This window comes from Allokutzneria albata (assembly GCF_900103775.1).
In the GTDB taxonomy this organism is placed as follows: Bacteria; Actinomycetota; Actinomycetes; order Mycobacteriales; family Pseudonocardiaceae; genus Allokutzneria; species Allokutzneria albata.
This window is the reverse complement of record NZ_LT629701.1, coordinates 3,308,268-3,331,159: the sequence shown is the minus strand read 5'-3', so window position 1 is coordinate 3,331,159 and position 22,892 is coordinate 3,308,268. Positions and strand designations below refer to the sequence as shown.

Genomic DNA, 22,892 nt, shown 5'->3' with positions numbered 1-22,892 from the left:
ATGGCGCCGCTGCGCAGTTACGTCTCCGGTGGTTGGCAGGCACCTGCGGAGGACGGCGTCCCGCTGTTCGACGCGGTGACCGGCGAGCGGATCACCAGCGTCTCCAGCAAGGGCATCGACCTGGCCGCCGCGCTGGAGCACGGCAGGCGCGTCGGCGGGCCCGCGCTGCGCGAGCTGACCTTCCACCAGCGGGCCGCGCTGCTGAAGGCCCTCGCCTCCTACCTGCGGGAACACCGGGACGAGCTGTACGCGCTGTCCGCCCGCACCGGGGCCACCCGCACCGACTCGATGATCGACATCGACGGCGGGATCGGCGTGCTGTTCGGCTACGGCAGCAAGGGCCGCCGCGAGATGCCCAACGACACCGTCTACATCGACGGCAACCTGGAGCCGCTGAGCAAGGGCGGGACCTTCCTCGGCCAGCACATCTGCACTCCGCTGCGCGGCGTCGCCGTGCAGATCAACGCGTTCAACTTCCCCGTCTGGGGGCCGCTGGAGAAGCTCGCGCCCGCGTTCGTCGCCGGGGTGCCGACGCTCATCAAGCCGGCCGAGCAGACCTCCTACCTCACCGCGCGGCTGGTCGAGCTGATCCTGGAGTCCGGCCTGCTGCCCGAGGGCACCGTGCAGCTGGTGTGCGGCAGCACCGGCGACATGCTCGACCACCTCACCGAGCAGGACCTGGTCGCCTTCACCGGCTCCGCCTCCACCGCGCAGCTGCTGCGCGCGCACCCGCGGATCATCGGCAACGCCGTGCGGTTCACCGCCGAGGCGGACTCGCTGAACTGCTCGGTCCTCGGCCCGGACGCGAAGGCGGGCACGCCGGAGTTCGACCTGTTCGTCAAGGCGCTGGCCACCGAGATGACCGTCAAGGCCGGGCAGAAGTGCACCGCGATCCGCCGCGCCTTCGTGCCCGCGGAGCTCATGGACGACGTCGCCGACGCGGTCGGCGCGCGGCTGGCCAAGGTCAAGATCGGCAACCCGGCCAGCGACGGCGTGCGCATGGGCGCGCTGGCCAGCCTGGAGCAGCGCGAGGAGGTGCGCCGCTCCCTCAAGGCGCTCATGGAGGTCGGCCGCCCCGTCTTCGGCAGCCCGGACCACGTGGAGCTGGTGGACGCCGACGCCGAGCGCGGCGCGTTCATCTCGCCGATCCTGCTGCGCGCCGACGACCCCTGGTGCGCCCAGCCGCACGAGGTCGAGGCGTTCGGGCCGGTGTCCACGCTGATGCCCTACACCTCCACCGAGCAGGTGATCTCCCTTGCGGCGCGCGGAAAGGGCAGCCTCGTCGGCTCGGTCGTCACCGGCGACACCGGCTTCGCCCGCGATGTCGTCGTGGGCGCGGCGGCGTGGCACGGGCGCATGCTGGTGCTCGACACCGACAGCGCCAAGGAGTCGACCGGGCACGGTTCGCCCATGCCGCACCTGGTGCACGGCGGTCCCGGGCGCGCGGGCGGCGGTGAGGAGATGGGCGGCATCCGTGGCGTCCTGCACCACATGCAGCGCACCGCGATCCAGGGCAGCCCGAAGGTGCTCACCGCGGTCACCAACCGCTGGACCACCGGCGCCGACCGCAACGACGACGGTGTGCACCCGTTCCGGAAGTCCTTGGCGGAACTGAAGATCGGCGACACCGTGGTCGGCGGTCCGCGCCTGGTGACGCAGGAGGACGTGGACCACTTCGCGGAGTTCACCGGCGACAAGTTCTACGCGCACACCGATCCCGAGGCCGCCGCGGCGAACCCGTTCTTCGACGGGATCGTGGCGCACGGGTATCTGGTGGTGTCGCTGGCGGCCGGGCTCTTCGTCGATCCCGCTCCCGGGCCGGTGCTGGCGAACTACGGCCTGGAGAACCTGCGCTTCCTCACGCCGACCTACCCCGGCGACGAGCTGACCGTGACCCTGACCGCGAAGCAGATCACGCCTCGCCAGGACGCCGAGCACGGCGAGGTGCGGTGGGATGCGGACGTGACCAACCAGAACGGTGAGTCCGTTGCCAAATACGACGTCCTGACCTTGGTGGCGAAGACCCATGGATGAACTGCTTGAGCACTTCGAGCGCACCATCGAGCGCGACCAGCGGATCGAGCCGCGCGACTGGATGCCCGAGGGGTACCGCAAGACGCTGGTCCGGCAGATCGCGCAGCACGCGCACTCCGAGATCATCGGCATGCAGCCGGAAGGCGCGTGGATCACCCGCGCGCCCTCGTTGCGGCGCAAGGCGATCCTGCTGTCGAAGGTGCAGGACGAGGCGGGCCACGGGCTCTACCTCTACGCCGCGACCGAGACGCTGGGCGTCGACCGCGCCGAGCTGACCGAGAACCTGATCGAGGGCAGGCAGAAGTACTCCTCGATCTTCAACTACCCCACCCCCAGCTTCGCCGACGTCGGCGTGATCGGCTGGCTCGTCGACGGCGCCGCGATCTGCAACCAGGTGCCGCTGTGCCGCACCTCCTACGGGCCGTACGCGCGGGCGATGATCCGGGTGTGCAAGGAGGAGTCCTTCCACCAGCGGCAGGGCTACGAGCTGCTGATGACCATGATGCGCGGCAGCCAGGAGCAGCGGGACATGGTGCAGGACTCGGTGAACCGGTGGTGGTGGCCGTCGCTGATGATGTTCGGCCCGCCGGACGGCGACTCGCCGAACACCGCGCGCTCCATGGCGTGGCGGATCAAGCGGCACACCAACGACGAGCTGCGGCAGAAGTTCGTGGACATGACCGTGCCGCAGGCGGAGAAGCTCGGCGTCACGCTGCCCGACCCCGAGCTGAAGTGGAACGCCGAGCGCGAGCACTACGACTTCGGCGAGCCGGACTGGGCCGAGCTCAAGCGCGTCATCTCCGGCGACGGCGAGTGCAACGCCGAGCGCGTCGCCCACCGCCGCAAGGCGCACGAGGACGGCGCGTGGGTCCGCGAGGCCGCGCTCGCCCACGCGGCGAAGAAGAAGGGGGTGGCCGCATGAGCCGGGGTGCCTGGCCGCTGTGGGAGGTCTTCGTGCGCGGTCGGCGCGGCCTCAACCACGTGCACGTGGGCTCGTTGCACGCGGCGGACGCGCAGATGGCGGTGCAGAACGCCCGCGACCTCTACACGCGCCGCAACGAGGGCGTGAGCATCTGGGTGGTACCCGCGGAGGCGATCACCGCGTCCAGCCCGGACGAGAAGGACCCGATGTTCGCGCCGAGCGGGGACAAGGTCTACCGCCACCCCACGTTCTACGACATCCCCGACGACGTCCCGCACATGTGAGGCAGCCTTGAGCTTCGACAACGCCTACGAGGGGCTGAACGAGGAGCACGGCGACGACGCGCGCTGGGCCTACGGCACCGGCTTCGCCGACGAGCTGTCCGGAGTGGACAGAGCACTCCCGTCCACTGTGGACAAGGCGGATCTGGCGGCGTACGCGGTGATGCTCGGCGACGACGCGCTCGTGCTGGCGCAGCGCACCAGTGAGTGGTGTTCGCGCGCGCCGGAGCTGGAGGAGGACGTCGCGCTGGCCAACATCGCGCTCGACCTCCTCGGTCAGGCGCGGTTGTTGCTGACCAGAGCGGGCGAAGCGGGGGAGCGGCCTTCGGAGGCGCCGTCGCACGTACCGGACGAGGACGCGCTGGCGTACTTCCGCACGGCCGACCAGTTCCGCAACGTGCGCATGGTCGAGCTGGCCAACGGCGACTTCGCGGACACCATCGCGCGGCTGTTGCTGTTCTCCTGCCAGCGGTTGGCGCTGTTCACCAGGCTCTCCGCCTCCGCCGATCCGGTGCTCGCCGCGGTCGCGGCCAAGGGCGCCAAGGAGCTGGCCTACCACCGCGACCACGCCGCGCGCTGGGTGGTGCGCCTCGGCGACGGCACCGAGGAGTCGCGCGGCAGGATGATCGCCGCGCTGGACCGCGTGTGGCCGTACCTGGACGAGCTGTTCACACCGCATCCGATCGAGCTGAGACTTGCCGCACAAGGCGTCGCGGTCGACCCGGCCGAGCTGCGGACCGAAGTGGACGGTGTGCTGGACCAGGTCTTCACCGCCGCGACCCTGACCCGGCCCGCATCGACGACGGCCTCCGGTGGAGGTCGCTACGGCAGCCACACCGGCGTGCTCGCCGAACTGCTCGCGGAGATGCAGGTCCTCGCCCGCGCCCTGCCGGAGGCGACGTGGTGACCGCGCGGGAGGTCGTCGAGACCGTCACCGATCCCGAGCTGCCGATGCTGTCCCTCGTGGACCTCGGGGTGGTACGGGACGTCCGGGAGGAGGACGGGCGCGTGGTCGTGGAGATCACGCCGACGTACTCCGGTTGCCCGGCCCTGGTGGAGATGCGCGACGACCTGGTCAACGCCTTGCACGCCAACGGTTTCGAACATGCCGAGGTGCGCACGGTGCTCAGTCCGGCGTGGACGACCGACTGGATGACAGAGGAGGGCCGCCGCAAGCTCGCCGAGGCCGGGATCTCCCCGCCTAAACGGATGAGCCCCCGGTCTGTGTCGATGCTCGACCCCGCAAGCGGGTCCTCGGTCGGTCCCGTCCCGCTGCGGCTGGATCCGCCCGCGCCCAGGCTGAGCTGCCCGCAGTGCGGCTCCCGCGACACCGAGGAGCTGTCTCGGTTCAGCGCGACCGCTTGCAAGGCGCTGCACCGCTGCCGTGCCTGTCGCGAGCCGTTCGAGTACTTCAAGGAGATCTGACGTGGCACGCCCCGTGTTCCACCGCTTGCGCGTGGCCGACGTCGAGCGACTGTGCGACGACGCGGTCGCGGTCACCTTCGACGTGCCGGATGACCTGACCGAGGTCTTCGCGTTCCGGCCCGGGCAGTCGCTGACGCTGCGCCGTGAGGTTGACGGCCGCGATGAGCGCCGCTCGTACTCAATCTGCGCTCCGGCGGGTGCGCGGCCCAGGGTCGGCGTGCGCGAGGTACCGGACGGGCTGTTCTCCACGTGGCTCGTCCGCGACGTGAAGCCTGGCGATGAGATCGAGGTGCTGCCGCCCACGGGGTCGTTCACCCCGGATGTGGACGTGCCCGGCCACCACGTGCTCATCGCGGCGGGCTCCGGCATCACGCCCGTGCTCTCGATCGCCGCGTCTGTTCTCGCGCACCCGAAGTCCCGTGTGACCGTGCTCTATGGCAACCGCCGGTCCGGCACAGTGATGTTCGCGGACGAGTTGGCGGACCTTAAAGACCGCTACCGCACGCGTTTGGAACTGGTGCACGTGCTGTCTCGTGAAGCCCGTGAGGCCGAGCTGTTCACCGGGCGCTTGGACGAGGCGAAGCTGCGCACGCTGCTGCCGTTGCTGCTTGATGTCGCCGATGTCGACCACTGGTGGCTCTGCGGGCCCTACGGCATGGTTACCGACGCACAGCGGCTGCTGTCGTCGTTCGGCGTGCCTGAGGAGCGCGTGCACCAAGAGCTGTTTTATGTCGATGAACCGGTTGTCACCCGGCATGAGGAGCCCGTGCTCGACGGCCCCAGTGCCACGGTGACCGTTGTGCTCGACGGGCGCTCCACGGAGATCGCGCTGCCGAAGGGCACTCCGATCCTCGACGGAGCGCAACGAGCCCGTCCTGACCTGCCTTTTGCCTGTAAGGGCGGGGTCTGCGGCACCTGTCGCGCGAAGGTCGTCACCGGCGAGACGGACATGCGGCGCAACTTCGCGCTGGAGCGCTCCGAGGTGGCCGCGGGGTTCGTGCTGACCTGCCAGACGGTGCCGGTCTCCGACGAAGTCACTGTCGACTTCGACGCCTGAGCAGGTCAGAGTGGTACTGCCGTAACTTCCGATTCGAGGAGAACCTGCGTCATGACCAACCCCTTCGAGGACCCGGACGGCCGTTACCTGGTGCTGGTCAACGACGAGGGGCAGCACTCGCTGTGGCCGTCGTTCAGCGAGGTGCCCGCCGGGTGGACGGTGGCGCTGGCCGAGACCGGTCGCCAGGAGTGCCTGGACTACATCGAGGCGAACTGGACCGACATGCGCCCGCGCAGCCTCGCCGAGCGGATGGACGCCGGGAAGTAACGCCCGCCCGCCACCCGCCGTAGGCCGAACGGTGGGTGGCGGTTTCGGCATTTGCCCAGGCAGACAGGGCCCTTCAGGTCGTCCGGCCTCATTCGATAGTGTGTAGCGGCTGCCTCGGGACAGTCCTGTGGCGGGCGCGGTTGAGGAGTGATGCCGGTATCGACGAGGGCCACCTCATCGCCGGCCATTACCGGCTGGTCTCCAAGATCGGCTCGGGCGCGATGGGCGTCGTGTGGCGGGCGAGGGACGAGCGCCTCGACCGCATGGTCGCGGTCAAGCAGCTGCTGGTGCAGCCCGGGCTGAGCGCGGAGGAGACCGACAACGCGCGCCGCAGGGCGATGCGCGAGGGCCGGATCGCCGCCAGGTTGCAGCACCCCAACGCGATCACCCTCTACGACGTCGCCGAGCACAACGGCGACCCGTGCCTGGTGATGGAGTACCTGCCGTCGCAGAGCCTCGCCGAGATCCTGGCCGACCGCGGACCGCTGCCGCCGCGCGAGGTCGCCGCCATCGGCGCCCAGATCGCCGCCGCGCTCTCCGCCGCGCACACCGTGGGCATCACCCACCGCGACATCAAGCCCGGCAACGTGCTGATCACCGACAGCGGGGTCGCCAAGATCACCGATTTCGGCATCTCCCGCGCGGTCGGCGACGTCCAGGTGACCAGGACCGGCATGCTCGCGGGCACGCCCGCCTACTTCGCGCCCGAGGTCGCGCGCGGCAACGACATCGGCGGCCCCACCTCGGACGTGTTCTCCCTCGGCGCGACCCTCTACGACGCCGTGGAGGGACAGCCGCCGTTCGGCACCTCCGACAACCCGCTCGCGCTGCTGCACGCCGCGGCCGCCGGTGAGGTGATCCCGCCGCGCCAGGCAGGACCGCTGACCGCGCTGCTGATGACCATGCTGCGCCGCGACCCGCGCGAGCGGCCCAACATGGCCCAGGTCGGCACCGCGCTGGCCGGTCTCGCCGCCGGCCGTGCACCGGCCGTGCCCGCCGTGCGCGCCGCAGCCGCGGCGCCGACCGCGCGCACGCAGAAGGTCGACCACGGCCACACCCCGCCGCCGCGCCCGGCCGCGAGCTACCCGCGTCCCGCTCCCGCCGGGACGACCAGGCAGAAACAGCAGCCGGTCAAGCGCAAGCGCTCGCCCGTGCTCCTCGTGCTGCTGCTCATCGTCGTGATCGGCGGTGGCGGCTACGGCGTCTACCGCCTGATCGACGACCGGCCCGGCAACAGCGCGGGCAGCGGGTCCGGCACCGGAGGCGCCTCCGGTGGGTCCGGTGGTGGCAGCGGCGGCAGCAGCAGTTCGTCCGCCAGTTCGTCGAGTCCGGCCGCCCCGACGACCACCCCGCCCGATGGCACGGTCGAACTCGGCCAGGCCGGACAGTTGGTCGTGAACTACTTCGTCGGCTCGGACGACCTCCAGAACCGGTGGAACATGCTCTCGCCCGGCGCGCAGGCCGGCTGGGGCAGTCGTGCGGAGTTCGACAACCACTGGAAGCAGTACCCGCGGATGTACTCCAACACGGCTCGCGGTGCCGGTCAGGACCCCGACAAGGCGTGGCGGGTGTCGATCCAGGTCACCTACGCGCAGGGGCGGACCGAGCAGCGGATCGTCCGCGTCACGAAGATCGGTGGCGAACTCAAGATCGACGCCGTGGTCCGCTGAGGCGAAAATCGGCTGCGCGCCCGTGGAGGATGAGGGCGTGCATCCCGACATCGGTCTCGAACTCGGCGCGCGGGTCGCTCGCGCGGTGCAGGAGGCGCTGGACGTCCGCATCAGCCCGGCGGAGGCGCTCGTGCACCCGTCCGCCCGCGCGGACTACCAGTGCAACGCGGCGATGGGCCTCGGCAAGCGGCTGGGCAGACCGTCGCGCGAGATCGCCGAGCTGATCGTGGCGCACCTCGCCGCCGACGACTTGGTCGAGCCGCCCGAGGTGGCGGGGCCGGGCTTCGTGAACTTCACTTTCCGCGCGGCGTGGCTGTCCGCGCGCGCCGCCGACCTGGTGGGCGATCCCCGTCTCGGTGTGCCGCCCGTCGCCGAACCGCGGCGCTACGTCGTGGACTACGGCGGTCCCAACGTCGCGAAGGAGATGCACGTCGGGCACCTGCGCTCGTCGGTCATCGGTGACGCGATCACGCGCATGCTCGCCTTCGCGGGGCACGAGGTGATCCGCCGCAACCACCTCGGTGACTGGGGAACACCGTTCGGCATGCTCATCGAGCACCTCGCCAGTCTTGGCACGGGCACAGACTCGGGCGCCGAGCTGTCCATCGGCGACCTCAACGGCTTCTACCAGGAGGCGCGCAAGAAGTTCGACGCCGACCCGGGCTTCGCGGAGCGTGCGCGGAAGCGCGTAGTGGCTCTGCAGACCGGAGACCCGGCAACGCTCGCCTTGTGGCGCGGTCTGGTCGCGGAGTCGGAGCGCCACTTCGCGAAGGTCTACGAACAGCTCGGCGTGCTGCTCGACGCGGACGACAGCTACGGGGAGAGCTTCTACAACCCGATGCTCGCCGACACCGTGGCGGAGTTGGAGGAGAAGGGGCTCACGGAGGTCAGCGACGGCGCGGTGTGCGTGTTCCCGCCGGGCTTCACCAACCGCGAAGGCGACCGGTTGCCGCTGATCGTGTGCAAGTCCGACGGCGGTTACATGTACGCCAGCACGGACCTCGCGGCGGTTCGGTACTGGACACGGGAGCGGGGCGCGACCGATCTCGTCTACGTCGTGGGAACGCCGCAGTCCCAACACTTCCAGATGGTGTTCCGTACGGCCGAGGCAGCGGGCTGGCTGGACTCCTCGCACCGCGCGGTGCACGTGAACTTCGGTTCGGTGCTCGGCGAGGACGGCAAGATGCTGCGCACGCGCGCCGGTGGCTCGATCAAGCTCGCGGACCTGCTGACCGAGGCGGTGGAGCGAGCGGACGGCGTGCGAGCAGTGGGTGTCGGTGCGGTGAAGTACGCCGACCTCTCCAGTGATCGCCAGAAGGACTACGTGTTCTCCTGGGACAAGATGCTGGCCAAGGAGGGCAACACCGCGCTCTACCTCCAGTACGCCGTCGCTCGCGTGAACAAGGTGGTGGAGCTGGCTGGTGTGTCCACTGTGGATGCTCCAGTGCTCGTGACGCACGACGCGGAGCGGGCACTGCTCGTCAAGCTGCTCCAGCTGCCCTCCGTGCTCGCTGCCGCGGTGGAGGACTTCGCGCCGCACCGCTTGTGCGGCTACCTCCACGAGACGGCTGCCGCCTTCTCTGTGTTCTACGACCGCTGTCAGATCCGTCAAGCGCGAACGGACGAACTCCGGGCGTCGCGGTTGGTGCTGGCGCAGCTCAGTTCCCGAGTGCTCAAGACAGGCATGGGGTTGCTCGGCATCGAGGCGCCCGCGCGCCTGTGAGCCGCGTCCGTTCCAACGGATCTGGCCAAGTTGTGGCGTGCGTCGAAGCGCCGGGCCGACGGGGCTCGGCGCTTCGACCTACCCTGCGCCGCGCGTTCGCGCACGTGGGAGGCCTGACCCGAAGGTTTCGTCAGCGGACCGGCCCGCGAGCGTGCTCAACATCTATCGGGGGAGAGATGAACTCGTCATCGACATAGGGGACAATGTGTGAGGTGGACGTCAAGAAGATCCTCACCCTCGCCGCGATCGCGCTCGTGATCTACCTGCTGCTCAACGACCCGCAGGGCGCCGCGAACGGCGTGCAGAACGTCCTCGGCTGGCTGCGGGACGCGGCGCAGTCGGTGATCACGTTCATCCAGCGCCTCTTCGCCTGACCCTGAGGAAAACCCCACCCCGGCTCTGCGGCCAACCGCAGGGACTTCCTCCCTCCCGGGAGCGACAGTGGTTCCAGGACCACACACCCCCGCGGAGGTTGGACGATGAAACACGCACGCCGAGCGCTCGCCGCCGGTCTGACGGCGGCCCTGCTGGTCGGCACGGCGGGCCCGGCGCTCGCCGTACCGTCCGGCCTGACCGAGGTGCAGCGCAACCTGGACCTGCTGACCACAGTGGACGGTGTACCGGGCGCGCTGGCGCACGTGCGCGACCGCAACGGCCGGGAGCGGACGCTCACCTCCGGCACCGCGGAACTCGGCACGGGCAGGCCGATGACCGGGGCGGCCGACACGGTCCGGATCGCCAGCATCACCAAGACCTTCATCGCGGTGACCCTGCTCCAGCTCCGGGTCGACCTGGACGCGCCGGTCGAGCGCTACCTGCCCGGGGTGGTGCGCGGCCGGGGCGCGGGCGCGGAGATCGACGGCCGCCGGATCACCGTCCGCCAGCTGTTCCAGCACACCAGCGGCATCCCCGAGTACAGCCGCTCCTTCGACTGGTCCAAGCCGTTCCCCGAAGAGCCCACCGGCTACCTCGACCTGGCGCTGGTGGGCACGCCCACCGGGAAGCCGGGGGAGAAGTGGGCCTACTCCAACACCAACTACCTGATCGCCGGGATGATCGTGAACCGGCTGGCGGGCAAGGACTTCCGCGAGGTGACCGAGGAGCGCATCTTCCGGCCGCTCGGCATGGCGGGCACCTACTGGCCGGCGAAGACGGAGTACGCCCTCCGCGGGCGGCACGCCCACCACTACGGGGTGCACCCGGCCAATCCCGCCGCGGGCGTCGTCGACGTCACGAGCTTCCCCGGCTACGAGATGGGCGCGAGCGGCGGGCTGGTGTCCACTCCGGCCGACCTCGCGCTGTTCTGGCAGGCCCTGTACTCCGGCAGGCTGTTGCCCCCGCACGTGGTGCGGTCGATGACCGCGGACCTGCGCCGGTCGACGGACGGAGCTTCTCCTACGGCCTCGGCATTGGTTCGATCCCGCTGAGCTGCGGCGGGTCGGTCCTCGCGCACAGCGGTGACATGCCCGGCGTGACCACCTACAGCGGCCGCGCCCGCACGGGGCGCACCGTCACCGTCTTCATCACCGCCAACAGCACCACCCCGGAGCGCGGCAAGCACATCACCGACGCCTTCGACGCCGCCTTCTGCTCTCGCTGACCCGGGTTCTGCAGTCTTCAAGTACCCCGAACCCGGCAGCTTCGTCGCGGTCGGAGACGGCTGGGGCGGGGGCTTGAAGACCGCTATTCCGCCGTGCCGGGCCGCTTCACCTCGTGCAGCCGGAGGTCGGCCAGCCCGCGTGCGTCAACCGTCGCCGTGAGGTAGGTGCACGCGGGTTGGCGCCGCCGATCGGTCGGCGAACCGGGGTTGAGCAACCTGATCCCACCGGGAGTCGTTGTGTCCCAAGGAATGTGGCTGTGGCCGAAGACCAGCACGTCCACTCCGGGGAAGTGCGCGTCGCACCGCTGCTCGCGCCCCTTCGCCGGCCCGGTCTCGTGCACCACCGCGATCCTCAGCCCCCCGACCTCCACGTGCGCCACCTCCGGCAACCGCGACCGGATGGCCACGTCGTCGTTGTTCCCGTGCACCCCCACCAACACGTTGGACCGCTCGCGCAGCGCGTCCAGCACCGCCTCCTCGACCCAGTCCCCCGCGTGGATCACCAGATCCGCCTCGTCCACCTCCCGCCACACCTGCTCCGGCAGCTCCCGGGCACGGTGGGGAACATGCGTGTCGGAGATCATCAGCAGCCGCATGCCTCCAGAGTGCCCCTGCGGCGTCCACCCCACACCATCGCCGAGCGCACCCAGCTCCGGCGAGAGCACGACGCGGGGGACCGGTCCCGAGGGCTCGCCGTACTCTCCCGTCCCACCCTGGACGGCTGACGCACGACGAGAGGACGGTGGTTGTCGGTGGCGTGGTTCGGCAAGAAGCGGATGCGCGGGACGACGGACACCGTGGTGCTCACGGGGGAGTGGACCGCCGAGATCTGGCAGCCGGGGCCGATCACCGTTCCGGCTGTCGTCGACGTGCCGTCGTTGCTGGCACAGCGCCCGATGCCGTCGATCCTGCCGGACAACGAAGAGTTCACCAGGACCTTCGCCGGTGATGACGCGTCGATGCGCACGTTCTGGCTGCTGGCCCTGCTGCACCACCCCGACCGGGCCGTGGTGGCGCAGTGCCTGCGTTCCGGACAGCTGACCTGGGTGCACGCGGAAGACGTCGCCCACTACCTCGCCGACCCGAAGCTGGCGGACGCGGCGACGGAGGCCGCGTGGAGCCTGAGCGACGTCGGAGTCCGCGTCCTGGTGAACATCGTGCTGTCCCGCGGCGTGGTCCCGTCCGGCTCTCCGCGGCGGAAGCGGAGCACGGTGACCGAACGACTGCGCTCGACCTGCCCGCCGGAGCGGGTGGAGTTCTTCGAGGCGGAGCTGGCAAGGAGCTGAGCACGGAACGAGGAGGCCCCCGGTGGACAACCACCGGGGGCCTCGGAACTGTCAGAACGCGATCACAAACCCGAGCACTGGCCCGAGCGGGGACCAGTGCCCGCGACGGGGAGGCCGTTGTTCGACGGATCGGTCGCGTTGCCGGAGCAGGTGACCGGGCCGTCGACAGTGCTCGCCGCGACCGCCGCCGCGCTGGAGTTGTTCACCAGCGACAGCGGGCCGGTGATGCGCGCCGTCTCCACCCCGACCACGCCCGTGCTGCCGGTGATGTCCACCGGACCGGTCACCTGCGTGCCCAGCAGGACGACGTCGACCGCCCCGCTCGCACGCACCGGGCCGATGATCCGCCCGCCGGTGGCGTACACGGACGCGCCGGCGGCGATGGTCACCGGACCGGTGATCGTGGCGTCCTTGAGGCACACCACGCCGCTCAGCGTCTGTGGGCCGGAGCGCTCACCGGTGATCGTGGTGGTGCACTCCGCGCGGGGCTTGCTCAGGAACTCCACCTCGGAGAGCGTGATGGAGCCGCCGAACTCGATCCGGTACCACGTGTAGTGACCGGGCTTGGCCAGCTTGAACGCCCGGGTCTGCTGCCGCGACGCGAAGGTCTGGCCATCCCGTTCGTCCACTGTGGTCCAGGTCTTGCCGTCGTAGGAGCCCTTGACCTTCCAGCTCTTCGCGTCCGCCCCGTCCTTGCCGGAGGTCAGCGTGTAGAACTCCACGCGCTCGGCGGCCGACGCCTGCAGCTGGACGGAGTCCACGGTCGCCTGCGTCTGAGAGGAGTTGTCGGCCAGCGCGGCCGTGCTCGCGGTGCCCGCGGTGTCGCGTAGCGGGCGCGGGACCTCGGAGCCCTTGGTGATCGACTCGGGCGCCGAGTCCGGCCCGGTGCCCCAGGCCGACGGGGTGGCGCCCATGTCGAACTCCAGCGTGCCGCCGCGCGCGATCACATCGTGCGGCAGGGACGTCTTGTCCCACTTCTGGCCGTTGACCTTCAGGCCCTGGACGTAGACGTTCTTCGCGCTGTTCTTCGGCGCGGAGACCACGAGCTTCTTCCCACCGCCGAGGTGCACGGTCGCCTTGGTGAACAACGGCGAACCGATGGCGTAGTCGGGCTTGCCCATCTGCAGCGGGTAGATGCCGAGCGCGCCGAAGATGTACCAGGCCGACAGTTCGCCGTTGTCCTCGTCGCCCGCGTAACCCTGGCCGATCTCACTGCCGAGGTAGAGCCGCGACAGGATCTCGCGCACCTTCTCCTGCGTCTTCGACGGCTGGCCCGCGTAGTTGTACATGTACGGGATGTGGTGCGAGGGCTGGTTGCTGTGCCCGTACTGGCCCATGCGGACGTCGCGCGCCTCCAGCATCTCGTGGATCACGCCGCCGTAGGAGCCGGGGAAGCCCGCGGTCTCCGGGGTGGAGAAGAACTGGTCCAGCTTCTTGGCCAGCCCGGCGCGCCCGCCGTAGAGGTTGGCGAGGCCCTGCCCGTCGTGCGGCACGGTGAACGCCATGTTCCACGCGTTGGTCTCGGTGTAGTCGTGGCCCCACTCGCGGGGCTCGTACTTGTCCGGGGCGACGCGCCACTTGCCGTCGGCGGTGCGGCCCTGGAAGAAACCGACGGACTTGTCGAACATGTTCACGTAGTTCTGCGCGCGGTTGAGGAAGTACTCGTGGTTCTCCTTGTACTCCTTGCGACGCGGGTCGTTCGGGGCCGCCTTGTCGTGGAGCGCCCTGGACATCGTCGCGATGCCGAAGTCGTTGACGTAGCCCTCGATCGCCCACGACATGCCCTCCCCCGTGGTGGTCGGGGTGTAGCCGAGGAAGATCGAGCGGTCCAGGCCCTTCCGCCCGACGTTGGCGTTCGGCGGGGTCACGGTGGCGTTCTTCACCGCCGCGTCGTAGGCGGCCTGAACGTCGAAGTTGGCGACCCCCTTGAGGAACGCGTCCGAGAAGGACACGTCCGAGCTGGTCCCGGTCATCAGGTTCGCGTAGCCGGGGGAGGACCAGCGGGAGACCCAGCCGCCCTCCTTGTACTGCTGCACGAAGCCCTCGACCATCTCCCCGGCCTTCTCCGGCGTCAGCAGCGAGTACGCGGGCCACGTGGTGCGGTAGGTGTCCCAGAACCCGTTGTTGACGTAGATCTTGCCGTCGACGATCTTGGCGCCGGTTTGGGTCGGGGTGTCCTGGCCCGCCGCCGGGGCGACCGGGCTGGCGTGCTTGTACACCGGAGCCGAGGCGCTGCCGACGTTCTCGTGCCCGGAGTTCGGGTACAGGAACAGGCGGTAGAGGTTGGAGTACAGGGTGACGAGCTGGTCCTCGCTCGCGCCCTCGACCTCGATGACCTTCAGCTTCTCGTTCCACGCCTGCTGCGCCCGGTCGCGGACCGACTCGAAGGTGCCGGTGGCCTCCTGTTCCAGGTTCTTCTTGGCCTGCTCGACCCCGATCAGCGACGTAGCGATCCGCATCGTGACCGTCTTCGTCGTGCTGGTGTCGAACTTCAGGTAGCCGGTGACGTTGTCGCGGCCCGCGCCGGTGAGCTTGCCGCCGCCGGTGACCGGGCTGTCGAAGGTGGCGTAGACGAACAGCCGCGTCGCGCCGGTGGACAGGCCGCTCTTCACGTCGGAGTAGCCGGTCACAACGCCCTTGGCGGTGTCCAGGGTGAGCCCGCCGTTGTTGTTGACGTTGTCGAACAACAGGTTCGACTCGTTCCCGGTGAAGGTGAAGCGGAACAGCGCCGCGTGGTCGGTCGGCGCGATCTCGGTGCGCATGCCGTTCTCGAACGTCACGCCGTAGTAGTGCGGCTTGGCGATCTCGTTCTCGTGCTTGAAGGGCAGTGCGCGGGCGGCGCGGTCGATGTTCGGCGTTCCCGCCTGCGGGAAGACCTGGAAGGTCTGCCGGTCACCCATCCACGGGCTCGGCTCGTGGCTGGTGGTGAACGCCTGCAGCGTCGGCAGGTTCTGGGCGTTGTTGGCCTTGTGGTAGTCGTAGAGCCAGCTGATCGAGCCCGCGTTGGTCATCGGCGTCCAGAAGTTGAAGCCGTGCGGGACCGCGGTGGCCGGGAAGTTGTTGCCGCGCGAGAAGCCGCCCGTGGACTGCGTGCCCCGCGTGGTGAGCGCGTAGTCGGCGGGTGTCGCGTACTGCTTCTGCACCGACGCGCCGATGCGGATGTCGTCGAACCAGCCCGCGAAGTTGCCCGGGCCGACCGGGTTGTCGTAGGTCACCAGCACGCGCTTGATCGTCTTGCCCGCGGCGACCGCGCCGATCTTCGCTTTCAGCTTGTTCCACTGGTTGGTGTACAAGGACTTCGACGCGCCCTGCCCCTTCGGCGAGAGCTCGAAGCCGTACTGGTCCTTCGCCCCCAGCTCGCTCAGGTAGCTGCCGTCGGAGAACGCCAGGTCCACCGCGGCGTGCGTGCTCGGGTACTTCAGGTCGTCCGGGATGAACTGCGGGAAGATCAGGTAGGACAGCTCGGTGTCCGGCTTCACCGCGACGTCGACGTCGAAGACCTTGTTGTAGGAGTAGCCCCGGCCGGAAGCCACGTGCTGGCCGAGGAACTGCAACGCCTTCACACCGGTGTAGCCCGCGTTCGACTTCGCCGCGTAGCCACCGTTGGGGCCCTTGCCGATCCGGCTGCGCATGTTCGGCGCGGGCTCGGAACTCGCCTTCACCGCGAACTGGATCTCGGAGAACTGCGTTGCCGCGCCACCGTTGTTGGCGGTGATGTCGAAGCGCAGGTGCTTGTACGCGGTCGTGTTGGTCAGCTCGTACTTCTTGGTCTCGAACCGCTTCGCGAAGCTCTGTCCATTCTGGACGTCAATATCGGCCCAGGCTTTGCCGTCCTGCGAACCCTGGAGCTTCCAGTTCTTCGGGTCCCGCTCCGGCGCGTCGTTGGCGGAGGAGACCGCGTAGCTGGTGATCGCGACGGGCTCGGAGAGGGTGAACTCCAGCCAGCCGGTTCCCGCGAAGGTCAGCCACTTCGAGTTGACGTTGCCGTCGACGAGGTTCTCCTTCACCTCGCCGCTGCCCGCGTTCTCCCCGCTGGCCCGGACCTCGGTGACCTTGTCGGTCACGTTCCCCGGGATGCTGACCCCGTCGTTGCCGTTGACCCCGCCCGCCTTCGGCTTGCCGGACGCGTCCGTCTCGACGGTGTCGGTCCACGCGGGCTGCGGTTCGCCCGCCTCGAAGGAGGACTGGAAGTCCGGGTTCGCGGGCGCGGTCTGTCCGGTGCCCGCCATCGAGAGGGTCAGCACCACGGTCAGCGCCCCCGCCAGGGCTCTGCGTGATCGTTTCGCCCAGCTGTGCGTCATCGAGCCAAAGCCTCCACGTTGAGGTGTCCCGCCTGCCGGGGTCAGCACAACGACGCGTGACATCGTTGTCAAGAAGTTCGTCCCGCCTTGTCCGAAAACATGTCCGCGCCCGGTGTTCGCGCTGCTCCGAGAGTCGTAGTCGCCCCAGTGGCGCACCGGTTCGCGGTCATGCTGTATCAATGTGTCAGATCATTGATACATCGCAGGGGATGGTGACGCCGTGGACGCTCGTGAGGTCAAGGCCCTGATCGGTGGTGCGGTCGGGATCGCGCTGCTGGTCCTGCTGCTGGCGGGATTGCTCGTACTGGTGCTCCGGCGTCGGGTGGGCGGGGTGGGCGATGACATCCCGGACCGCGTCATGGACCAGGTGCTCGGCAGGAGCGCGCGCGGGACCTGGCTCGGGCTGGCCTTCGCCGTGTTCGTGTCGGTCTCGGTCTGGCAGTACCTCAGCGGCTACGGCGAACTCGCGTGGTTGCTGATCCCGTTCCTGGCCACGTTCGGGTCCTGCCTGTTCAGCGATCTCGCCGGGATGTGGGCACCGGCCCCGGGGCAGCGGAGGGCTCCGCTGACCTCGCGGTCGTGGCGGGATGTGCTCTCCCGCACGGAGGTCGCGATCGCCGGGGTGCTCGGATTCGTGACGCTGGGCGGGGGGACGGTCGCCGCGTTGCAGTACCACGCGGTTTCCGGCGCCGGGGAGTGCTTCCTGCCGGTGCAGGTGGACGGCTTCCCCTGGGTGAAGGGCTACTACCTGGACGCTGGTGCGATCTACCAGGCGATCGTGCTGTCCGGGCTGGTCACCGCGCTGACGGTGGTCGGGCTGTACCGCGCCGTGCACCGTCCCGTCATCGACGAACTCGTCGACGTGCCGAACGCGGACCTCGCCCTGCGCAGGTTGTCGGCGCACCGCGTGCTCGGCGTCGGCATCGGCGCCCAGCTGGTCCTGCTCGCCGTCCTGGTTCCGGCGACGCAAGTGGGGTCCGCGCCGCTGGCCTGCACCCGCACGGCGATGACGCAGGGCGAGAGCGTGTTCTCGATCATCACGGGTGCACTGGCCGCGGCGGGTGTGGTGGTATGGCTGATCATGGCTGTGCTGCCCATGATCCGGTGGAACGCATCGGTGGAACGACGCTCGGAAGTCGGATGAGCCTGTACCTGACGATCGACGCGCGCAGCAGCGTCGCGCCGTACGAGCAGATCCGGGCGCAGGTCCTGCGGATGCTGGCCTCCGGAGCGCTCGCGCCGGGAGCACGGCTACCCAGCATCAGGCAGCTCGCGAAGGACCTCGGTGTGGCGAGCGGCACGATCGCCAGGGCCTACCGCGAGCTGGAGCACGGCGGGCTGATCGTCAGCCGGGGCAAGCACGGCACGTTCGTCGCCGAGTCGGCAACCGTCGATTCGGAGCGGGTGCGCGCGGACACCGAGGCTGAGCTGCAGGTCGCCGCGGCCGCCTACCTCGCGGCGGCGCGCAACCTCGGTTACGGCGCCGAGGACGCGGCACGCGTGCTGCGCGCGGTCGCCGACAACGGCTGACTTGGGGATCGCGTTGCTCTGAAGGCAGTATTGGTCCGTGCAAGCGAGCGAACCGCCACGCCGCAAGCGCGCGGCCAGCCGGCATGCCGCGGGCAAGGCCGAACCCAGGAAGCGTTCCAAGCCCGCGTCTGCGAAGCGGGCGAAGACCGAGGTCGGGCACGGTCACGGACATGGCCATGGGCACGGCCACGGGCCGGTAGCACCGGCTTCGCGGCGGGTGCGCATCCTGCTCGCCGTCCTGCTCGTGCCGTGCGCCCTGGCCACGGTGATCGGCGCGCTGGTGCTCTACCCGTTCGGCCACGAGCAGGCCACGGGCGCCCGCGTCGGCCTGAACCAGGTGCCGGTGCACGGCGTGATCACCGCGGCCAAGAGCGGTGACTGCGGCACAGGCCGGTGCCTGTCGCTGTCGGTCAAGCTCTCCGACGGACCGGCGTCGGAGCGCACGATCACCATCGCGGGCACGCCGATCGAACCGAGCACTCCGCGCTTCGCGGTCGGCGACGAGGTCGTGCTCGCCTACGCGGGCAAGGGCTCCGACCCGTTCTCCGGCGCCTCCTACCAGGTCGTGGACTTCCAACGGGGCATGCCGTTGACGGTGCTCGCGGTGCTGTTCGCGCTCGCCGTGCTGGTGCTGGCGCGGTGGCGCGGTCTGGCCGCACTGGGCGCGCTCACGCTGAGCTTCCTGGTGCTGGTGTTCTTCGCGCTGCCCGCGATGCTGGCGGGCAAGGACCCGCTGACCGTCGCGGTGGTGGCCGGTGGGCTGATCATGTTCGTCGCGATGTACCTGACGCACGGCATCTCCGCGCGCACGTCCGTCGCGGTGCTCGGCATCCTGGGCAGCCTGGGGCTCATCGGCCTGCTGGGCTGGTTGTTCAGCACGCTGTCCAAGCTCACCGGCCTCGACGAGGACACGGCGAACCTGATCGGCATCCTCGGGCACGAGATCGACGCGCGGGGCCTGTTGATGGCCGGGATCGTGATCGGCGCGCTGGGCGTGCTGGACGACGTGACCGTGACCCAGGCCAGCGCGGTGTGGGAGCTGCGGCTGGCCAACCCGTCGCTCGGCTGGCGCAAGCTCTACGCCGCGGGTCTGCGCATCGGCCGGGACCACGTCGGCTCCGCGGTCAACACGCTGTTCATGGCGTACGCGGGCGCGGCGCTGCCGATGATGCTGGCCTACTCGCTGTCCGGGAAGAGCTTCGGCGACCTGGTCACGGCGCAGGCGGTCGCTCAGGAGGTGGTCCGCACCCTGGTCGGCAGCATCGGCCTGGTCGCCGCGGTCCCGGTGACCACGCTGCTGGCGGCGTTGGTCGCGGTCCGCGAACCGGCGCCCGAGAAGGAGCCCGAGCCCGAGAAGGAGCCCGAGCCGGAACCGGAGAACGAGCCGGAGGAACCGCCGAAGGCACTGCCGCGCCGTCCCGCGCGCAAGGCCCCGCCGGAGAACGCGAACGAGGTCACGACGCCGATCAGTCCCCCGATCGTGGAACCGCCGGTGCGCCCGCGCCACGAGCGACTGAACGCGGCCCGTCCCAGGAGTCCCGGCCAATCCTGAAGTGAAGACCGGCGTACCGCGAGAACAATGCCGAGTGCCGCATTAGTGTTCCGTGCGTGGCCGATTTCCTCTTCGTGCCGTACTCCTCGCACGGGCACGTCAACCCGCTGCTGCCGGTGCTGCGGGAACTGGTCGCGGGCGGGGACCGGGCGAGCGTCATCGTCGCGCCGAACTTCGCCGAGGCCGTCGCGGCGACCGGCGCGCGCGTCCTGCGGTTGCCCACCACCTCGCACGTCGTCGTGCCCGAGCGCTTCGACCCGGTCGACGAGTACCAGCGGCTGGTCAAGGCCCTCGCCGACCGGCGGGCGATCTGGGCGCTGCTGCGCGGCGAGCTCCGCCACCAACGGCCCGACCTGGTGGTCTACGACCCGATGATCCCCAAGGTGTTCGACATCGCGTGCGGGCACGGGGTGCCGACCGCCCTGTTCAGCACCACCTACGCGCAGAACGAGCACGTCATCGCCCTGACGGTGAGCAGGCACCTCGGCACCGCGGTCGGCGATCTGCTCCGCACGCCGTTGGCCCGGCGGCTGCACCCCTGGGCGGTCGAGACGGCTCGCGACCACCGCGTGGTGCTGATCAACGCGCTGCCGGAGCTGCAGCCCGCAGCCGACACCTTCGGCCGGCGCGTCCGCTTCGTCGGCCCGCTGACCGCCGCCACCGCCGAGCGCTGCGACGACCTGCCGTGGCCGGAGATCGAGCGCCGCCGCGTGCTGCTGGTGTCCCCGGGCACCGTGTTCACCCGGGGGCCGGGCTTCTTCCGCACCGTCGTCGAGGCCTTCGCCGACTCCGAGTGGCTGGTGCTCCTCGCGACCGGCCCGACCGCCCCGGAATCCCTGGGGCCTCTGCCGCCCAACGTGATCGCTCGTCGCAGCGTGCCGCAGACCGCGGTGCTGGAGCACGCCGAGCTGTTCCTCACCCACGCCGGGATGAACTCCACCCTGGAGGCACTGGCCGCGGGCGTGCCGATGATCCTCGTGCCGCGCATCCTCGACCAGCGCGCCAACGCGCGCCGCGTCGCGGAACTCGGTGCGGGCGTCCGGATCGACGCCAAACTGCTCCACCCCCAGCTGCTGCGGCTCGTCGCGCAGCGGCTCACCACCGACCCCGCCGTACGCACCGCCGTCGACGCGCTGCGGGCGCGGATCACCGCGCAGAACGGCCCCGCCGTGGCTGCCGGGGCGTTGCGCGAGGCAGCGGACGCATCGTGCCGCTTCGATCACACTTCGAGGTGATCATCGGTATGGTCGGGGCCAATGGACGAGACGCGCAATGAGCTGGCCGGCGACGTGCACGGCACGGTTGTGCAGGCGGGCCACATCAACACGATCCACCTCGGCGGCAAGCCGGTCCCGGTGCGGGTGCCCCGGATGCTGCCGGTCGGCGTCCCCCACTTCCTCAACCGCGAGAGCGAACTCGGCCTGCTAGGCAAACGCCAAGGTCGCGTCGCGCTGACCGGTGCGCCCGGGATCGGCAAGACCACGCTCGCCATCCACTGGGGGCACCAGGTCCGCGACCAGTTCCCCGACGGCCAGTTGTTCTACAGCCTCAACGGTTCCGGCGACAGCGGCCCCGCGGCCCCCGCCGACGTCCTGCTCTTCTTCCTGCAGCAGTTCGACGTCCGGAACATCCCGGACACCGAGGACGAGCGAGCCTGTCTGTTCCGCTCCGTGACCGCGGACCTGAAGTTGCTCGTCGTCCTCGACGACGCGGTCAGCGCGCGGCAGGTGGAGAACCTGCTGCCGGGCTCCGCGGACAGCGCGGTGGTGGTCACCAGTCGCGCGCGGCTCGACGGGCTGCGGTTGCAGGGTTTCACCCCGCTCATCGTCGAGCGCTTCTCCGACGAGGTCGCGAGCGAGTTCGTCTCCCTGGTCGCGGAGGAACTGGCGGACGAGCCCGAGCACCTGCGCGCGCTGACCCGGCTGTGCGGCGGCCTGCCGTTGGCCCTGCACGTCGCGGCGGTCCGGCTCGCGACGGGCGACTACGGCTCGATCGCGGAGTACGTGTCGGTGCTCAACGACAGCCGCCAGCTGTTCAGGGAGCTGGCGATCGGGGACGACCGCCTCGTCGAAGCGGTTTTCGAGGTGTCCTACCGGGAACTCGCGAACGAGCCCGCGCGGGCCTATCGCCTGCTGGGCAATCACTTCGGTTCGGATTTCACCGTGCCGCTCGCCGCGATGGTCCTCGATCTGTCCGAATCGGACACTCGACGCGCGCTCAACGCCCTGGTCGCGGGCAATCTGCTCACCGTCACCCACGGCCGGTATTCCTTCCACGGCCTCATCAGGCAGCACGCGCGGGAAGCCGCCACCCGCGCCGAGACCGAGCCCGCGCGGATCGACGCCCTTCGCAGGGGACTCGCGTGGTACCTCCACCGGGCGCTGGCGCTGGGCAAGGTGATCCACCCGGAACGCCCGGCGCTGGCCGGAAAGCTGTGGGAGGTCGCCGAACCCGGACACGACTCGCGCGACAAGGCGTTGGCGGAACTGGACGCCGAACGCCTCAACTTCCGGGCCGCCGTTCGCGTCGCCAGCCGCCTGGGTGCCCATCGGCAGGTCTGCGAGCTCACCGACGCCCTCGCGCAGTGGTACTACCAGTCCGGGCACCTGGAGGACCGGGTCGAGACGCACGATCTGGCCGCCACCGCTGCTGAAGCCGCCGACGATCGCGCGCTGGCCGGGCACATGCACAAGCTCACGGGGATAGCCGCCGAGGCGGTCGGTGACTTTCCCCTTGCACTGCAACGCTTCGAGGACGCCCTTCGGTTGGCGTCCGCGGCGATCGACCGGCAGAGCGCCTTGGAATGGACCGGCATCGCCCTGGAACAGTCCGGTGACCGTCCCGCCGCTCTCGCCCGCTTCCGGGAGGCGTGGGACGTGGTCGTTCCCGAGGAGTACCGGGAACGAGCACAAGCCATGCTGCGCATGCACATCGGCCGCACGCTCGGCCCGGACGCGGATGTCGGGGAGCTGAAGAAGTCCCTCGCCTTCTTCGCGCGGGACGAGCGCGGCAACGCGGCGCGGGTCCTGTTGCTGATCGCCGAACTCGAAGGATCGGCGTCGAAGGCCGAGCAGGCGATCGCGGACTTCGAAGCGGAGGGAATGCCGCGACAGCAGGCACAAGCCCTCGAACTGCTCGCGCGGCTGCGCCCGGAGGACGCGGCGCGAAGTCTGGAACGGGCCGCCGACATCTACCGGCGGCTCGGACGCGTTGATGACCTTGAGCGTGTGCTCCGATGAGGTGG

At 70.0% G+C, this 22,892-nt stretch carries 20 protein-coding genes; 18 read left to right on the top strand and 2 right to left on the bottom strand.

Annotation, left to right across the window (positions count from 1 at the left end):
* The 12 genes from paaZ (at position 1) to BLT28_RS42550 (ending at position 10,979) form a co-directional block, all read left to right on the top strand.
* Complete coding sequence (gene paaZ, locus BLT28_RS15030; protein WP_030429467.1) at positions 1-2,034, top strand: phenylacetic acid degradation bifunctional protein PaaZ; 2,034 nt, start codon at positions 1-3, stop codon at positions 2,032-2,034.
* Complete coding sequence (gene paaA / locus BLT28_RS15025) at positions 2,027-2,956, top strand: 1,2-phenylacetyl-CoA epoxidase subunit PaaA (RefSeq protein WP_030429468.1); 930 nt, start codon at positions 2,027-2,029, stop codon at positions 2,954-2,956. Before paaZ ends, paaA begins: the two co-directional genes overlap by 8 nt.
* Positions 2,953-3,240, top strand: coding sequence for a 1,2-phenylacetyl-CoA epoxidase subunit PaaB (gene paaB, locus BLT28_RS15020; RefSeq protein ID WP_030429469.1), 288 nt, complete (start codon positions 2,953-2,955; stop codon positions 3,238-3,240). Before paaA ends, paaB begins: the two co-directional genes overlap by 4 nt.
* A gap of 7 nt (positions 3,241-3,247) precedes the next feature.
* The gene (paaC, locus tag BLT28_RS15015) at positions 3,248-4,144 is read left to right on the top strand and encodes a 1,2-phenylacetyl-CoA epoxidase subunit PaaC (RefSeq protein WP_030429470.1); all 897 of its coding nucleotides are present in this window, start codon (positions 3,248-3,250) and stop codon (positions 4,142-4,144) included.
* Positions 4,138-4,662, top strand: coding sequence for a 1,2-phenylacetyl-CoA epoxidase subunit PaaD (paaD, locus tag BLT28_RS15010; protein ID WP_030429471.1), 525 nt, complete (start codon positions 4,138-4,140; stop codon positions 4,660-4,662). Before paaC ends, paaD begins: the two co-directional genes overlap by 7 nt.
* Position 4,663: 1 nt before the next feature.
* Positions 4,664-5,719 (top strand): 1,2-phenylacetyl-CoA epoxidase subunit PaaE, encoded by a 1,056-nt coding sequence (paaE, locus tag BLT28_RS15005; RefSeq protein ID WP_030429472.1) that lies wholly within the window; start codon positions 4,664-4,666, stop codon positions 5,717-5,719.
* Positions 5,720-5,770: 51 nt separating this feature from the next.
* Positions 5,771-5,986 carry an MbtH family protein gene (locus tag BLT28_RS15000; RefSeq protein WP_030429473.1) on the top strand — a complete coding sequence of 72 codons (216 nt, stop codon included), beginning with the start codon at positions 5,771-5,773 and terminating at the stop codon, positions 5,984-5,986.
* Positions 5,987-6,126: 140 nt separating this feature from the next.
* Positions 6,127-7,656 (top strand): serine/threonine-protein kinase, encoded by a 1,530-nt coding sequence (locus tag BLT28_RS14995; protein ID WP_043811416.1) that lies wholly within the window; start codon positions 6,127-6,129, stop codon positions 7,654-7,656.
* A gap of 37 nt (positions 7,657-7,693) precedes the next feature.
* Positions 7,694-9,379, top strand: coding sequence for an arginine--tRNA ligase (gene argS, locus BLT28_RS14990; RefSeq protein ID WP_043811486.1), 1,686 nt, complete (start codon positions 7,694-7,696; stop codon positions 9,377-9,379).
* A 212-nt stretch (positions 9,380-9,591) separates the two neighbouring features.
* Positions 9,592-9,753, top strand: coding sequence for a hypothetical protein (locus BLT28_RS40915; protein WP_169748570.1), 162 nt, complete (start codon positions 9,592-9,594; stop codon positions 9,751-9,753).
* Between the two features lie 105 nt (positions 9,754-9,858).
* Positions 9,859-10,806 carry a serine hydrolase domain-containing protein gene (locus tag BLT28_RS14985; RefSeq protein ID WP_052407289.1) on the top strand — a complete coding sequence of 316 codons (948 nt, stop codon included), beginning with the start codon at positions 9,859-9,861 and terminating at the stop codon, positions 10,804-10,806.
* 44 nt (positions 10,807-10,850) lie between these two features.
* Entirely contained in the window at positions 10,851-10,979 is a 129-nt protein-coding gene (locus tag BLT28_RS42550; RefSeq protein WP_269459653.1) for a hypothetical protein, read from the top strand.
* A gap of 83 nt (positions 10,980-11,062) precedes the next feature.
* On the opposite strand, the gene BLT28_RS14980 is transcribed toward BLT28_RS42550, so the two are convergent.
* Positions 11,063-11,575, bottom strand: coding sequence for a metallophosphoesterase family protein (locus BLT28_RS14980; protein WP_030429476.1), 513 nt, complete (start codon positions 11,573-11,575; stop codon positions 11,063-11,065).
* Positions 11,576-11,725: 150 nt separating this feature from the next.
* Here BLT28_RS14980 and BLT28_RS14975 point away from each other — a divergent pair, with 150 nt between their 5' ends.
* On the top strand, positions 11,726-12,265 hold the full coding sequence (locus tag BLT28_RS14975; RefSeq protein WP_157376075.1) for a hypothetical protein: 540 nt from the start codon (positions 11,726-11,728) through the stop codon (positions 12,263-12,265).
* A gap of 62 nt (positions 12,266-12,327) precedes the next feature.
* Here the strand turns inward: BLT28_RS14975 and BLT28_RS14970 are convergent, their stop codons facing one another.
* Positions 12,328-16,566 carry a GH92 family glycosyl hydrolase gene (locus BLT28_RS14970; protein ID WP_030429478.1) on the bottom strand — a complete coding sequence of 1,413 codons (4,239 nt, stop codon included), beginning with the start codon at positions 16,564-16,566 and terminating at the stop codon, positions 12,328-12,330.
* A gap of 220 nt (positions 16,567-16,786) precedes the next feature.
* Here BLT28_RS14970 and BLT28_RS14965 point away from each other — a divergent pair, with 220 nt between their 5' ends.
* Genes BLT28_RS14965 through BLT28_RS14945 form a run of 5 tightly spaced genes read left to right on the top strand, consistent with a single transcriptional unit; the run spans position 16,787 to position 22,887 of the window.
* Positions 16,787-17,710 (top strand): hypothetical protein, encoded by a 924-nt coding sequence (locus BLT28_RS14965; RefSeq protein ID WP_030429479.1) that lies wholly within the window; start codon positions 16,787-16,789, stop codon positions 17,708-17,710.
* Entirely contained in the window at positions 17,707-18,096 is a 390-nt protein-coding gene (locus BLT28_RS14960; protein WP_030429480.1) for a GntR family transcriptional regulator, read from the top strand. Before BLT28_RS14965 ends, BLT28_RS14960 begins: the two co-directional genes overlap by 4 nt.
* A gap of 37 nt (positions 18,097-18,133) precedes the next feature.
* Positions 18,134-19,648 carry a YibE/F family protein gene (locus BLT28_RS14955; protein WP_081900279.1) on the top strand — a complete coding sequence of 505 codons (1,515 nt, stop codon included), beginning with the start codon at positions 18,134-18,136 and terminating at the stop codon, positions 19,646-19,648.
* A gap of 56 nt (positions 19,649-19,704) precedes the next feature.
* Positions 19,705-20,883 (top strand): nucleotide disphospho-sugar-binding domain-containing protein, encoded by a 1,179-nt coding sequence (locus BLT28_RS14950; protein ID WP_030429482.1) that lies wholly within the window; start codon positions 19,705-19,707, stop codon positions 20,881-20,883.
* A 21-nt stretch (positions 20,884-20,904) separates the two neighbouring features.
* Positions 20,905-22,887 carry an NB-ARC domain-containing protein gene (locus tag BLT28_RS14945; RefSeq protein ID WP_030429483.1) on the top strand — a complete coding sequence of 661 codons (1,983 nt, stop codon included), beginning with the start codon at positions 20,905-20,907 and terminating at the stop codon, positions 22,885-22,887.
* The last annotated feature ends 5 nt before the right edge of the window (positions 22,888-22,892 follow it).

Coding starts and splice junctions, on each gene's coding strand:
- paaZ (WP_030429467.1), top strand. CDS start 1: ATGGCGCCGCTGCGCAGTTACGTCTCCGGTGGTTGGCAGGCACCTGCG.
- BLT28_RS15000 (WP_030429473.1), top strand. CDS start 5,771: ATGACCAACCCCTTCGAGGACCCGGACGGCCGTTACCTGGTGCTGGTC.
- BLT28_RS14945 (WP_030429483.1), top strand. CDS start 20,905: ATGGACGAGACGCGCAATGAGCTGGCCGGCGACGTGCACGGCACGGTT.
- paaB (WP_030429469.1), top strand. CDS start 2,953: ATGAGCCGGGGTGCCTGGCCGCTGTGGGAGGTCTTCGTGCGCGGTCGG.
- BLT28_RS14970 (WP_030429478.1), bottom strand. CDS start 16,566: ATGACGCACAGCTGGGCGAAACGATCACGCAGAGCCCTGGCGGGGGCG.
- BLT28_RS14980 (WP_030429476.1), bottom strand. CDS start 11,575: ATGCGGCTGCTGATGATCTCCGACACGCATGTTCCCCACCGTGCCCGG.
- paaA (WP_030429468.1), top strand. CDS start 2,027: ATGGATGAACTGCTTGAGCACTTCGAGCGCACCATCGAGCGCGACCAG.
- BLT28_RS14985 (WP_052407289.1), top strand. CDS start 9,859: ATGAAACACGCACGCCGAGCGCTCGCCGCCGGTCTGACGGCGGCCCTG.
- BLT28_RS14960 (WP_030429480.1), top strand. CDS start 17,707: ATGAGCCTGTACCTGACGATCGACGCGCGCAGCAGCGTCGCGCCGTAC.